The 12,993-nt window shown below is 63.6% G+C and carries 15 protein-coding genes; 8 read left to right on the top strand and 7 right to left on the bottom strand.

Features of this window, described 5'->3' with window-relative positions:
* Genes sufD through ACIPY2_RS04565 form a run of 4 tightly spaced genes read left to right on the top strand, consistent with a single transcriptional unit; the run spans position 1 to position 2,873 of the window.
* Positions 1 to 1,305, top strand: coding sequence for a Fe-S cluster assembly protein SufD (sufD, locus tag ACIPY2_RS04580; protein ID WP_400265197.1), 1,305 nt, complete (start codon positions 1 to 3; stop codon positions 1,303 to 1,305).
* Positions 1,306 to 1,341: 36 nt separating this feature from the next.
* Positions 1,342 to 1,698: a non-heme iron oxygenase ferredoxin subunit gene (locus tag ACIPY2_RS04575; RefSeq protein ID WP_400265196.1), complete on the top strand. Its 357-nt coding sequence runs from the start codon at positions 1,342 to 1,344 to the stop codon at positions 1,696 to 1,698.
* A gap of 43 nt (positions 1,699 to 1,741) precedes the next feature.
* Positions 1,742 to 2,527: a Fe-S cluster assembly ATPase SufC gene (sufC, locus tag ACIPY2_RS04570; RefSeq protein WP_400265195.1), complete on the top strand. Its 786-nt coding sequence runs from the start codon at positions 1,742 to 1,744 to the stop codon at positions 2,525 to 2,527.
* A 13-nt stretch (positions 2,528 to 2,540) separates the two neighbouring features.
* Positions 2,541 to 2,873, top strand: a complete 333-nt coding sequence (locus ACIPY2_RS04565; RefSeq protein ID WP_144658786.1) for a metal-sulfur cluster assembly factor — start codon at positions 2,541 to 2,543, stop codon at positions 2,871 to 2,873.
* Between the two features lie 85 nt (positions 2,874 to 2,958).
* Here the strand turns inward: ACIPY2_RS04565 and ACIPY2_RS04560 are convergent, their stop codons facing one another.
* On the bottom strand, positions 2,959 to 3,861 hold the full coding sequence (locus tag ACIPY2_RS04560; protein ID WP_400265194.1) for a neutral zinc metallopeptidase: 903 nt from the start codon (positions 3,859 to 3,861) through the stop codon (positions 2,959 to 2,961).
* Between the two features lie 61 nt (positions 3,862 to 3,922).
* Between ACIPY2_RS04560 and ACIPY2_RS04555 the strand changes: the two genes are divergently transcribed.
* A complete protein-coding gene (locus ACIPY2_RS04555; RefSeq protein WP_400265193.1) occupies positions 3,923 to 5,314 on the top strand; it encodes a class I adenylate-forming enzyme family protein in 1,392 nt (463 codons plus the stop codon).
* Positions 5,307 to 6,509, top strand: a complete 1,203-nt coding sequence (locus tag ACIPY2_RS04550; protein ID WP_400265192.1) for a thiolase family protein — start codon at positions 5,307 to 5,309, stop codon at positions 6,507 to 6,509. The genes ACIPY2_RS04555 and ACIPY2_RS04550 overlap by 8 nt, the downstream gene beginning before the upstream one ends.
* Here ACIPY2_RS04550 and ACIPY2_RS04545 read toward each other — a convergent pair.
* Genes ACIPY2_RS04545 through ACIPY2_RS04535 form a run of 3 tightly spaced genes read right to left on the bottom strand, consistent with a single transcriptional unit; the run spans position 6,506 to position 8,491 of the window.
* Positions 6,506 to 7,144, bottom strand: a complete 639-nt coding sequence (locus ACIPY2_RS04545; protein WP_400265191.1) for an energy-coupling factor transporter transmembrane component T family protein — start codon at positions 7,142 to 7,144, stop codon at positions 6,506 to 6,508. The two genes, ACIPY2_RS04550 and ACIPY2_RS04545, sit on opposite strands and share 4 nt — an antisense overlap.
* Positions 7,141 to 7,860: an energy-coupling factor ABC transporter ATP-binding protein gene (locus ACIPY2_RS04540; protein ID WP_400265190.1), complete on the bottom strand. Its 720-nt coding sequence runs from the start codon at positions 7,858 to 7,860 to the stop codon at positions 7,141 to 7,143. The genes ACIPY2_RS04545 and ACIPY2_RS04540 overlap by 4 nt, the downstream gene beginning before the upstream one ends.
* A gap of 16 nt (positions 7,861 to 7,876) precedes the next feature.
* On the bottom strand, positions 7,877 to 8,491 hold the full coding sequence (locus ACIPY2_RS04535) for a biotin transporter BioY (protein WP_400265189.1): 615 nt from the start codon (positions 8,489 to 8,491) through the stop codon (positions 7,877 to 7,879).
* Between the two features lie 260 nt (positions 8,492 to 8,751).
* Here ACIPY2_RS04535 and ACIPY2_RS04530 point away from each other — a divergent pair, with 260 nt between their 5' ends.
* Positions 8,752 to 10,350 (top strand): ABC-F family ATP-binding cassette domain-containing protein, encoded by a 1,599-nt coding sequence (locus tag ACIPY2_RS04530; RefSeq protein ID WP_400265188.1) that lies wholly within the window; start codon positions 8,752 to 8,754, stop codon positions 10,348 to 10,350.
* Between the two features lie 3 nt (positions 10,351 to 10,353).
* Here ACIPY2_RS04530 and ACIPY2_RS04525 read toward each other — a convergent pair whose 3' ends face one another.
* From ACIPY2_RS04525 to ACIPY2_RS04515, 3 genes are read right to left on the bottom strand one after another with little or no spacing between them, the layout of a single operon-like run.
* Positions 10,354 to 11,220 carry an SURF1 family protein gene (locus ACIPY2_RS04525; RefSeq protein ID WP_400265187.1) on the bottom strand — a complete coding sequence of 289 codons (867 nt, stop codon included), beginning with the start codon at positions 11,218 to 11,220 and terminating at the stop codon, positions 10,354 to 10,356.
* Positions 11,221 to 11,484 carry a hypothetical protein gene (locus tag ACIPY2_RS04520; RefSeq protein ID WP_400265186.1) on the bottom strand — a complete coding sequence of 88 codons (264 nt, stop codon included), beginning with the start codon at positions 11,482 to 11,484 and terminating at the stop codon, positions 11,221 to 11,223.
* A complete protein-coding gene (locus ACIPY2_RS04515; RefSeq protein WP_400265185.1) occupies positions 11,481 to 11,996 on the bottom strand; it encodes a DUF3099 domain-containing protein in 516 nt (171 codons plus the stop codon). Before ACIPY2_RS04515 ends, ACIPY2_RS04520 begins: the two co-directional genes overlap by 4 nt.
* A 155-nt stretch (positions 11,997 to 12,151) precedes the next feature.
* On the opposite strand from ACIPY2_RS04515, the gene ACIPY2_RS04510 reads away from it, so the two are divergent.
* Positions 12,152 to 12,877: a beta-ketoacyl-ACP reductase gene (locus ACIPY2_RS04510; RefSeq protein WP_400265184.1), complete on the top strand. Its 726-nt coding sequence runs from the start codon at positions 12,152 to 12,154 to the stop codon at positions 12,875 to 12,877.
* Positions 12,878 to 12,993: the final 116 nt, after the last annotated feature.

Here is a 12,993-nt window from a genome sequence, read left to right as displayed (position 1 = left end):
ATGACTGATATCACTACTGAAAAGGCACGCATCGGCGCGCCCTCAGCGCAGCCCTTTATCGACGGCTTCACCGAAGAAGGCGAGAACCTCTCGCCCATCAACGCTGACAGCTCGACGGCGGCACAGCCCTCCAGCGGTCCCCTCGCCGGCGCTTCGGCGAAGGGACACTCGCACGGTGGCGGCGTTGGCGTCCCCGACAGCTCCCGTGCCGGCCGCCTCACTTCGTACAACGTGGAGGACTTCAAGGCACTGACCGGCCTGGAAGAGGACTGGCGCTTCACCCCGCTGCGCCGCCTCCGCGGCCTGCACAATGAGCCCTTGACCGGTGCTGCACCGTCCGTGTCAGTGAACGCTCCTGCAGGTGTCACGGTCGAGACCGTCGGTCGCGACGACCTGCGCATCGGCCAGGCAGGCATTCCGGAGGACCGCGTCTCCGCGAACGCCTGGGCCAACTTCAAGGAAGCCACCGTCATCACGGTTCCCTCGGAGACGTCCCTTGAGCAGGAAATCACCGTGACCCTTGCGGGCACCGGCACGGACGCCGCCGCCCAGCACGTCGTCGTAGTGGCCGAAAAGTTCTCCAAGGCCGTCCTGGTCCTGGGCCATGAGGGTAGCGCCGTTGTTTCTGAGAACGTCGAGATCATCCTTGAGGATGGCGCGGACCTTACCGTCGTCTCCCTGCAGGAATGGAACGACGATTCCGTCCACGCGTCTTCGCAGCAGGCGAAGATCGGTCGCGATGCCAAGTTCAAGCACATCGTGGTCAGCCTCGGTGGCGACCTTGTCCGCGTCACGCCGACGGCCCGCTTCGCGGCCCCGGGCGGAGAAGTAGAGCTCTTTGGCCTGTACTTCGCCGACGCCGGCCAGCACCTTGAGCACCGCACCTACGTTGACCACGGGCAGCCCAACTGCGTGTCCAACGTTCTGTACAAGGGCGCCCTCCAGGGCAAGGGAGCGCACACCGTCTGGGTTGGCGATGTCCTCATCCAGAAGAACGCCGAAGGCACCGACAGCTACGAGAAGAACCAGAACCTGGTGCTGACCGATGGCTGCCGGGCCGACTCCGTGCCCAACCTGGAAATCGAAACAGGCCTCATCGAAGGTGCCGGCCACGCCAGCGCCACGGGTCGTTTCGACGACGAGCACCTGTTCTACCTGATGGCCCGCGGTATTCCGGAAGACGTTGCCCGAAGGCTCGTAGTCCGTGGCTTCCTGAACGAGATCATCCAGAAGATCAAGGTTCCCGCGATCGAGGAACGACTCACCGAAGCCGTCGAGCGCGAGCTCGCCGCAACCGACAACTAACGTCCACCGACAACAGGACAGGCCAACAGGACAACCATGAGTGATCACAACAAGGGCGAACTGGTGTGCAACGCCAATGACATCAAGGTCAAGCAGGCGTTGCGCGTCCTGATCGATGACTACCCCGTAGCCATCGTGAAGGACTCGATGGGCGAAATCCACGCCGTCGGAGACACCTGCTCGCACGCTGACATCTCGTTGTCCGAAGGAGAGGTCGAGGGCTGCGCGATCGAATGCTGGGGACACGGTTCCCAGTTCGACCTGCGCAGCGGCCAGCCCCTCCAGTTGCCTGCCTACGATCCCGTTCCCGTTTTCGCCGTCACCATCGATGGCGACGACGTGTACGTGGACGTGACCAACGTTGTGAACGGCGCTCCTGTCAACAACTACTGAGCGCCAAGTACCGCCAGACTTACGAACGGAAAGAAAGAAGAGCATGTCTACTCTTGAGATCAAGGACCTGCACGTCAGCATCGAGACGGAGCAGGGCACCAAGGAGATCCTGAAGGGCGTCAGCCTGACCATCAGGACCGGCGAGACCCACGCGATCATGGGCCCCAACGGCTCGGGCAAGTCCACCCTCGCCTCCACCATTGCCGGCCACCCGCGCTACGCGGTGACCAGCGGCAGCATCACCCTGGACGGTGAAGATGTCCTGGAGATGAGCGTCGACGAGCGTGCCCGTGCAGGCGTCTTCCTGGCCATGCAGTACCCGGTAGAGGTTCCCGGCGTCACCATGACCAACTTCCTGCGCACCGCCAAGACGGCCATCGACGGCGAGGCTCCTGCGCTTCGTACGTGGACCAAGGACGTCAAGGCTGCCATGGAACAGCTGCGCATCGACGCCGACTTCGCGCAGCGCAACGTCAACGAGGGCTTCTCGGGCGGCGAGAAGAAGCGCGTGGAGATCCTCCAGCTCGAGCTCTTCAAGCCGAAGTTCGCTGTCCTTGACGAGACCGACTCCGGCCTGGACGTCGATGCCTTGAAGATCGTTTCCGAAGGTGTCAACCGTGCACATGCAGAGGGCAACATGGGTACCCTGCTGATCACGCACTACACCCGTATCCTGCGCTACATCAAGCCGGACTTCGTGCACGTGTTCGTTGACGGCAAGGTTGTCGAAGAAGGCGGCCCGGAGCTCGCCGACCGACTCGAAGAAGAGGGTTACGACCGTTACGCCGCAGGTGCCGGCGTCGCTGTTGCTCCTGCCGCACAGGCCTAGTTAGGATCACCTTATGACCGAAATCAACGCTGCGCGCACCAGCCTCGAAGACGTCGAGGAAGCGCTCAAGGACGTCATCGACCCCGAGCTTGGGGTCAACGTCGTCGACCTGGGCCTGCTGTACGGCCTGAAGTATTCCGACGACGACGGCGCCCTCCTGATCGACATGACACTCACCACGGCGGCTTGTCCGCTCACGGATGTGTTGGAAGAGCAGGTTGGCAAGTCCTTGGACGGCATCGTCGATGACTGGCGCCTGAACTGGGTATGGATGCCGCCTTGGGGTCCGGAGCGGATCACCGACGACGGCAAAGACCAGATGAGGGCCCTCGGCTTCAACATCTGATCAGGAATTCAGCACACTGATGTGGGCATAAGGAAGGGTTCCGGGCAATTCGCCCGGAACCCTTCCTGCGTTTAAGGAGAACAGCCTAAGGTGTGGCCACCCCGAAAGTGTCGCACTTGTTGATGTCGCCGGTGCTGTAGCCCTGCGAGAACCACTTTTGACGCTGCGCGCTGGAACCATGGGTCCAGGACTCGGGCGAAACGCGCCCTGTGGCGGCCTTCTGGATCCTGTCGTCGCCCACCGCGGAAGCAGCGGACAACGCGTCCTGCAGATCCTGCTGCGTGATGGGATCAAGGAAGGGCTTGCCTGTCGCCGGGTCCGCCTGGGTGGAAGCGTAACGGACCCAGAGGCCTGCGTAGCAGTCGGCCTGCAGCTCCACCCGTACGCCGCCTGACTGGGGTCCCTGTGGATCCTGCTGGGCCCGATCGAGGTCCCCGAGGATGTTCTGGATGTGGTGGCCGAATTCGTGGGCTACGACATATTCCTGGGCCAGGGGACCGCCGGAGGATCCAAAGCGCGTGACCAGCTCGTCAAAGAAGCCCGGATCGAAGTATGCCTTGACGTCTGCCGGGCAATAAAAGGGACCAACCTCCGTGGTGGCCTGGCCGCATCCCGTGCTCGTCACCTGGTCGAAGATCACGGTGCCTGGCTTGGAGTACTTCACGTTGTACTGGGCCAGGTACTGGGGCCAGAAGGCGTTCAGGCTGTTGACTGTGCCGGTGATCCGGCAGTCAAGCCGTTTGTCTGCGTCGGCTCCGGTTTTGCACTCCTGCACGCCGCCGCTGCCCGTACCGCTTTGGACGGCAGGAGGTTGGGAGCCGCCCCCAAGGTCGCCCAGGATATTCGGATTGATGCCAAACAGTGCCAACAAAAGCACCACGATCCCGCCGCCGATTCCACCGCCGATCTTGGTTCCACGGCCAATCCCGCTGCCGCGCCTGTCCTCTACCTGTGATGGGTCAAGCTGTGCGCCGTCGTTGAAACTCATAAAGCCCACAATAGACGTCACTTTTGCTGCCCGGGGCGGACGCTGCCGTAAAATTGCGGGGATGCCTTTCCTGGACAGACTTCAGCTCTGGGCCGATGAGCGCCCCCACGACACCGCGGTCGTTGTGGGCAGCGGCCGGTTCAACTGGGCGGAACTGCGCGACGCCGCCACGCACCTGCTGGACCGTGCCCCAGCAACCACCGTTTTAGCGGAGCCGAATTCGGTCGCGTTTGTTGCACGCTATGCCGCAGCGGTTGCGGGAGTCCGGCGTTGCGCCGTCCTTGACCCGCAGTGGCCGGAAGCGATGATCGGGGAGCTTTCCGCACGGCTTGGCGAAGGTTCCACCGTTTCCGGTGGCGTCCTGGCCGACGGCGATCCGGCCAGTACCTTCCTTATCGGCCTGACTTCGGGAACAACCTCTATCCCCAAGGCCTTCACGCGGTCCCGGCGGTCATGGCAGGTTTCTTTCGAAGCGTCCATCGAGTTCTTCGGGTTGTCCAGGGATGACCGGACCCTGGCTCCCGGGCCGCTATCGGCCTCGCTGAACCTCTATGCTTTGTCAGAGTGCCTCTACGCGGGCTCCACGTTCCACACCTTGGAGTCTTTCGACGTCGGTGATGCCCATGCCGCCATCGCCCACGACGGCATCACCCGCCTGGTGCTTGCCCCCACCATGCTGCGCCTCCTGAGTGAGCGCGGCCTCGCCGGCGCAGTGGACGCTTCGGGTATCCGCAGCATTGTCTGTGCAGGATCCAAACTGGACGCCCGCACGTTGGAAGCTGCCCGGCGCTGGGCACCCCACGCTGTCATCTACGAGTACTACGGTGCCTCTGAACTTAGTTTCGTTTCCGGGACCCGCTTGACGGCTGGAGCGCCGCTCGACATCGGAGGAACCGGCATCGGCCGGCCATTCCCCGGCGTCGATGTGCGGATCCTCGATGACGACGGCCGGATCCTTGCTGACGGGCAGTATGGCAACATCGGCGTCCAAAGCGGCATGGTCAGCAATGGGTACCTCTGGGGTGATGACGGACATGCACTGCGTTGCCTCGACGGCTGGTACACCGTGGGGGACCAGGGTTTCCTCCGGGACGGCGTCCTCCACATTCTCGGCCGCCGCTCCGACATGATTCTGACCTCTGGCAAGAACGTCTACCCACACGAGGTAGAACTGGCGCTTGCTTCGGTGCCTGGCGTCGAAGCCGCTGTGGCCGCCGGCGCGCCCGATGACATCAGGGGAGAACGAGTGGTGGCCGGCATCGTTCCTGCTTGCGGTGCCGTCACCGCCACCCAGGTCCGTACCGGTTTGGACGGGCTGCTGGCACGGGACAAGTGGCCACTGCAGTACTACGTCCTGGCCGAGCTGCCGTTGACAGACCGCGGAAAGATCAGCCGGACACTCCTCCTTGATTGGATCAAGAACCACGATCCGCGGGTGCAACCACTTGGTTGAGAAGGACCTGCGACCATTCGGAAGGGACGCAGGGCGCCAACCTGTCATCGTTGCTGCCCTGCGGACTCCGATTTGCCGCGCCAACGGACAGCTAAAGCGGTTTCGGGCTCCGGACCTTCTCGCCCCGGTGTTGACGTCCCTGGTGGAAGCCACGGGCCTGGACCCGGCGGACGTGGACGACGTCGTCATCGGCAACGCCGTTGGCGGCGGGGGAAACGTGGCACGCTTCGCTGCGTTGCAAGCCGGTTTGCCAATCTCTGTTCCTGGCATCACCGTGGACCGGCAGTGCGGCTCCGGGCTGGACGCCATCGCCTTGGCGGCGCGCTTGGTCGGGGCGGGCGGCGATCCCGTTTTCCTCGCCGGCGGTGTGGAAAGCATCAGTACCGCGCCGGCGCGTGCCGACAGGAACGACGACGGCGGGCTGGACTTCTATTCCAGGGCCCGCTTTGTACCCCAAGCCTTCGGCGATCCCGATATGGGCGTGGCCGCAGAGAACGTGGCGCGCCATTTTGGTATCAGCAGGGAGCGCCAGGATTCTTACGCCCTTGAAAGCCATCGACGCGTCATCGAGTCATCAGCGGCGGGCCGGTTCAGGGATGAGATCGTCCCACTCGGCACCAGCACCTCCCCGGTCACTCTCGATGACGGCCCCAAGGCGTCGCTCAAACCTTCATTGATGGCCCGCTTTCCCGCAGCTTTCGTGCCCGACGGAACTGTCACGGCCGCGAACTCATGCTTCGACGCTGACGCAGCATCCGCCGTCGTCGTCACGTCCCTCAGCCGGGCTCGGGCCATGGGCCTCGACGACGCGCTCCTGGTACTGGATTGCGACACGGCAGGCGTCGACCCCGGGCTGCTTGGGATCGGCGCGGCGGTGGCCGCTGCACGGATGCTGGCACGTCAAGGTATCGCGGCCGACGACGTTGACTTGGTGGAATTCAACGAGGCCTTCGCATCCCAAACCCTGGCGTGCCTTGACCACCTTGGCGTGGACCCGGCCCGGGCCAACCGCGATGGCGGGGCCTTGGCCTTGGGACACGCCTATGGAGCCTCAGGCGCCGTTTTGGTGACGCGGTTGATGGCCCAAGCCCGCGATCTCCATGCCAACGGCGGCCGGGAAACACTGGGGCTTGCAATGATCAGCATCGCCGGAGGAATGGGAACCGCCGCCCTTCTCAAATACGCGCGGCTCTAGCCGGATCCCGGCTCATCTTCGGGTTCCCCCAAACCTCTTGCAGCCAGCGCGTCTCCGGTTTGGCGGGCATAGGCAACGGTGGTGATGAACACCGGCAGCACCAACGCCCGGGGATTGCGTTCCAAGCCGCGGGCGCGTGCGGCATCGCGGACATCGGAAAACGCTCCTGCGATGAAAGGAATGCTTCGGAGCATTACGGCAATCGTGAGGGCAAACCGTTCGGGGTCGGCGCCCCACCGCTGGAACGGAACAGCGAGGCGGGCAACGCCGTCGAGCAGTGCCTGCATTTCAGTGGTGGCCGTCAGCACGGATGCCGCCACGACGCACACCAGGACGTTCAGCACAATTCGGGCGGCAGTGGGTCCGCCCAACTGCCACCATTGGAATGCCCCGATGACGGCCAGGATGGGCGCGACCGTCCAGATGGCTGCGGCAAGCCTGCGGAGACCGGCCCCGCTCAGGAGGAACAGGCCACACATCACCACAAGAACAACCAGCGAGACAGCCCAGTCGACAATGAGGAACGATGCTGTTCCGCAAGCGGCGACCACAAGGAACTTGATCCACAGGGGAGTCCGGTGGATCACTGAATTGCCCCGGACGTAATTCGCGATCAGGAAGCCGTGCCCCCTCATCTCTTGCCATCCACGCCGGCCGCACACAGCGCACGGTACCGCGAAACCGCCTCTGACGCGCCGCCGTCGAACACTATCCGACCGGCCTCCACCACCAGGACCCTGTCCATGTCCTGGGCGAGGTCGAGGTCATGGGTTGACATGATGACCTGCTGGTCCAGTCCGGCGACCGTGCGGCGCAGGAGTTCACGGTTCCGCAGGTCCAGGAGCGTCGATGGCTCATCGAGGACCAACACCCGGGGTTCCACGGCGAGGACCGCTGCCAGGGCAAGCAACTGGCGCTCTCCACCGGAAAGTTCATAGATGCTCTGGTCCGCCAGGTGCAGAATGCCGAAGCGCAACAGCACTTGCTCGGCCCGTGCCGAGCGCTCCCGGGTGTTCCGGATTGACCTGCGCAGCGATAATTCCACGTCTTCGCGCCCGGTAGGCATGACAAGCTGCGACAGGGGATCGGTGAAGACGAACCCCACGTTGGCCCGGACCTTCCGTACCGCCGCCACAGTGTCGTCACCGTAGACGTTGACAGAGCCTTCGCTCGGCTCAACCAGGCCGTTCACCAGCCGCAGCAGGGTCGACTTGCCGGAGCCGTTTGCCCCAATGACACCGATGCGCCGCTCACGCAGGTCCAGGGACACATCCCGCAGCAGGGTCTTGTGCGTATCAGTGCCGTCTACGGGCACGCGCACGGAGACCTTGCTGAAGTTAATGGAATGCATAAAGAAGCGTTGCCCCTTACTTGACCCGCCGCACCAAAACGTCCGGGAATGCCTTGTGGAGTGACACGGCGATGAGCACCGCGAGGACGTTCTTCAGGATATCGCCCGGGTAGTAGGGCAAATCCGCGATGAATGCCTTGGTGAAGTCGAGCTTGCCATTGACCATCATGCCCAGGACACCAAGGCCGTGGATGATCACAATGCTGGCGGCCATGGTGGCAGCAAAGAGCAACCATGAGCGGAAGCGAACGGTCTTGCGGATAATGAGCGAAGCCAGGAATCCCGTCGCGGCCGCGGCCAGCGGGAACGCGATGATGTAACCTGCGGACGGCGTGGCGAGTATGCCGAGGCCACTGCGGCCACCGCTGAAGATCGGCAGGCCCGCAAGCCCCAAAAGGACATAAAGCCCGACGGCGGCAAAACCGCGCCCTGCTCCAAGAACCAGGCCGCTGAGCATGACAGTCAAGGTGACCAGGGTGATCGGCACCCCAAGGGCACCCACGGGGATGCCGGGAACGATCGACGACGCCGCCACGAGCGCCGCGAAGACGGCGATCAGGCCCAGGTCCGTGGGAGTCCATCGTTTGCGCCTGGCACTGGCTGCAACCTTGGGGGAGTGGGTCTGGGTCATGGCGGGTCCTATCGAAATGCTGATGCGGGATGGCGGGTGGGTGCCCGCAATTCGAGAATACGCAGCCTCCGGAGTCGGGATTTTGGAGCCTGTCCACAACGGGGCCGCGCAAACCTTTGGAGACATGGCACACCTTTTCTCCGTGTCCGCGGGCAGACATGGGGCCGGTAGACTTGGACAGGCTGTTCTCACGGCTCTTCCGCCGCAAGGTTCCGGCACTCCGGTCCCCAGGCGTCCCCCATTGAAAGGCATCACCCGAATTGATTACCGTCCAGGAACTCGAACTTCGCGCCGGCGCACGCCTGCTGATGGACCAGGTCAACTTCAGGGTGGACAAGGGCGACAAGATCGGACTTGTGGGCCGTAACGGTGCAGGAAAGACCACGTTGACCCGGGTGCTGGCAGGTGAAGGGCTCCCGGCAGGCGGCAAGGTGACGCGCAGCGGCGAAATCGGCTACCTTCCGCAGGACCCGCGAACCCCGGACATGGAACAACTCGCCCGGGACCGTATCCTGTCCGCCCGCGGCCTGGACGTCGTTGTGGGCAAGCTGAAGAAGGCACAGGCCGAGATGTCCAGCGATGACGCCGCTGTGCAGCGCAAGGCCATGAACCGCTACGACCGCTTGGAGGCTGAGTTCCTCGCCGGTGGCGGGTACGCGGCGGAAGCGGAAGCTGCCGCGATTTCGTCCAACCTCGCCTTGCCTGAGCGCATCCTCAACCAGCCGCTGAAGACACTCTCGGGCGGACAACGCAGGCGCGTGGAGCTTGCCCGGATTCTCTACTCTTCTGCAGAAACCCTGCTCCTTGACGAGCCCACCAACCACCTTGACGCCGATTCCATCAGCTGGCTCCGTGACTTCCTGAAGAACCACCAGGGCGGGCTGATCGTGATCAGCCACGACGTTGAACTGCTTGAGGCCACGGTGAACAAGGTCTACCACCTTGATGCCAACCGCGCGCAAATCGACTACTACAACATGGGTTGGAAGCGCTATCTCCAGCAGCGCGAGACCGATGAGCGTGCCCGCCGCCGCGAACGGGCGAACGCCGAGAAGAAGGCACAGGTCCTCCTGGACCAGGCGAACAAGATGCGCGCCAAAGCCACCAAGGCAGTTGCCGCCCAGAACATGGCCAAGCGCGCCGAACGCCTCCTCAGCGGGCTTGAAGCCGTACGCGAGCAAGACCGCGTAGCCGCACTCCGGTTCCCTGAGCCATCGCCCTGCGGAAAGACTCCGCTGACCGCGGAAGGCCTCAGCAAGTCCTACGGTTCGCTGGAGATCTTTACGGACGTTGACCTTGCCATCGACCGCGGCTCCAAGGTTGTCATCCTGGGCCTCAACGGTGCCGGCAAGACGACGCTGCTGCGCATGCTCGCCGGCGTGGACGCACCCGATACCGGTGAAATCATTCCCGGGCATGGCTTGAAGGTGGGCTATTACGCCCAGGAACACGAAACCCTGGACCACGACCGCACCGTTCTCGAAAACATGCGCTCGTCCGCTCCGGACATGAAGGACGCAGAGGTGCGCGGCATCCTGGGGTCGTTCCTCTTTTCCGGTGACGACGTGGACAAGCCCGCCGGCGTATTGTCCGGCGGTGAGAAGACCCGGCTGGCCCTCGCCACGATCGTTGCATCCAGCGCGAACGTGCTGCTCCTGGACGAGCCCACCAACAACCTGGATCCTGCCAGCCGCGCGGAAATCCTCGGGGCCCTGAAGAACTACACCGGGGCAGTGGTCATGGTCAGCCACGACGAAGGTGCCGTTGCGGCCCTGAACCCTGAGCGGGTGGTTTTGCTGCCCGACGGCGTTGAGGACCACTGGAACGAGGACTACCTGGACCTCATCACGCTGGCCTAAGCCTCAGTACCCCTGGGCGTCCAGGATTGCGTCTTCCTCTTCTTCTGACGTACGCCGTTTGTTCTTCCTCGGGCTCGGAGCCGGACGCTTGCGGGGCCCCGCCGCGGAAATGAACTCGTCGTCGTCTTCGTCCTCCGCATCAATGGCGGCATTTCGGGCTTGTTGGCGCGCCGCATATCCAAAGCCGATGAACATGAGGACACCGAAGGCGAACCACTGCAGCGAGTAGGAAAGGTGTGTTCCCTCGTCGGTGGACGGTTTGGGGAACGGCGTCGGCATCGGCTGGACGGAGGGCGTCTCGCCGGCCAACTGGCCGTAGGCCCCGGTCTCGATGGAGTAGGGCAGCTCACTGGCGAATCCCGGCAGGTCTATGGAAGCCAGTTGCCCTTCAACGGCCCCGCGGTCCAGTTTCGGTTCGGACGGTTTGAGGCGGGCCACCACGGTGACCTCGCCCGCGGGGGGCGGCGGGACGACGTCGGGCCTACCGGGCGTGTTGTTGCCGATCGGCAACCAGCCGCGGTCAATCACCACCGCTTCACCGGTGGTCAAACGCAAAGGAACAACGACGTCGTAGCCTGGCTGGCCATTGAGCGGCCGGTTGCGGACCACCCGCTGCCCGTCGAGGTCGTACGTGCCCCGCAGCTCAACCTGGGTCCACTCACGCTCGGGATCGAGCTGCCGAAACTCGTTCTTGATCTGCGCGAAGGGCACAGGGGTGGCCGAATAGTTACTGACCACGCGATTGATCTCGGCAAGTGTCTCGGCGCGACGGTCCATCTGCCAACGGCCGAGGAAAACGCAAGCCGTTGCGAAGATCACGGCCAGGACGAAGTAACCCAGCCACTTGCTGGAAAAGAGGAAGCGGTACATTCAGCGCGCCCCGCCTACCGGGGCATCGTCCGCTTCGAACGGGAGTGTCTCTTTCCAGAGGCCACGGGTTTGCAGGTAATCCTCCAACCAGCCGCGATGCTCGTCGCAGGACAACCAGACCTTCCGCCGCTCCGGCGTGTGTATCCGGGGATTGTTCCAGAGCAGCTGCCACCGGGCGCCCTCGCGGCAGCCCTTCCGCGAACAGAGCGCCGGGGCGGTGTCCGGCTTGCCCTGTTCCAGGCCGCCGAGGTTGAAGATGTTCATGAAGCTGCCCGTTCGTCGCCGGCGTTCCCGGTGTTCGTCGATGATGTTCCGTTATTGCGGCCAGAAGTCGCCTGCGTCCCGTCCCCGGCTTGTTCCTCGTCCACCAGTTCGCCCTGCAGGACCGTCACGGGCTCGGCAGTGTCCTCCTGCAAAGGTTCCCGGGAACCTTCCAGCTCGGCCACGGGGACGTCATCGAGCAGGGAGTCGCTGTGCACTTCGGCCTTGTCACTTCCGTTGGCGATGACGACGGCAATCCAGGGCAGGAAGACCGCGCCCGCCACGGCGATGATCTTGAACCACCCATCCACAACGAAGATCAGGATGATGCAAACCATGCGGATGCCCATGGCCAGCGAGTACTTGATCATGCGCTGCCGCATGTCCTCGGAATGGGCTGCCGCGGCATCGGTGATGCTGTGGACTTCGGGGTCGCTGGAGTAAGCGTCCGGATCCCCGGGCACCTGCTGCAGTGGACTGTTCTCTCTTGTCACAGCTGAATCATCACGCTCCAAAGGCTCCTACCAATTCTCTCACCATCGGGGTACTCGCCCAAACCGCTGGGGGCCGGCCGGTTACCCGCGCGTTGCCCGGCATCGCGGATAAGATCAAAGCAGGAAATCCCCTCTTCACCGCGGTACGGCCGTGCCGCAGAAACTGGAGCCAACGTATGTCTGAAGCAGTATCCACCGGTCGCAGCGTCCTCATCACGGGAGGGAACCGCGGCATCGGCCTGGCAATCGCGGAATCGTTCCTGGCCAATGGCGACAAGGTTGCGGTGACCTTCCGTAGCGAATCAGAACTGCCTGAGGGAATTCTGGGAGTCAAGGCGGACGTTACGGACGAAGCCTCGATCGACGAAGCCTTCAAGACCGTCGAAGCCGCGCACGGGCCCGTTGAGGTACTGGTTGCGAATGCCGGCATCACCAAGGACACCCTGCTCCTGCGCATGAGCGAGGACGACTTCACCTCGGTCTTGGATACGAACCTCACAGGGGCTTTCCGCGTCATCAAGCGCGCGTCCAAAGGCATGATCCGGCTCCGGAAAGGCCGCGTGGTCCTGATCTCTTCAGTGTCCGGCCTCTATGGCGCCCCGGGCCAGATCAACTATTCGGCGTCGAAGGCCGGGATGGTGGGTATCGCGAGGTCACTCACCAGGGAGCTTGGCAGCCGGGGCATCACCGCGAACGTCGTCGCTCCGGGCTTCATCAACACGGACATGACCGCCGAACTCCCGGAAGAGACCCAAAAGTCGTATCTCGCCAACGTTCCGGCGGGGCGCTTCGCGGAGGCCTCGGAAGTTGCCAACGTGGTGCGTTGGGTCGCCAGTGATGAAGCCGCCTATATCTCGGGCGCGGTCATCCCGGTGGATGGCGGCCTCGGAATGGGTCACTAGCCGCCGGTCCGGCACGAACTAGCCGAACACCCGGTTTTTGTGCGGGCTCTACAAGCCGTTTTCGCTTGCACCGCTGGCATGATGGAATCCGAGCCCGCAGTTTTTGGATGAAGTGA

The sequence above is a fragment of the Paenarthrobacter sp. NPDC089675 genome, assembly GCF_044749185.1.
Lineage (GTDB): Bacteria > Actinomycetota > Actinomycetes > Actinomycetales > Micrococcaceae > Arthrobacter.
The sequence above is the reverse complement of the archived record's forward strand: the minus strand, read 5'-3'. Positions and strand labels throughout refer to the sequence as shown.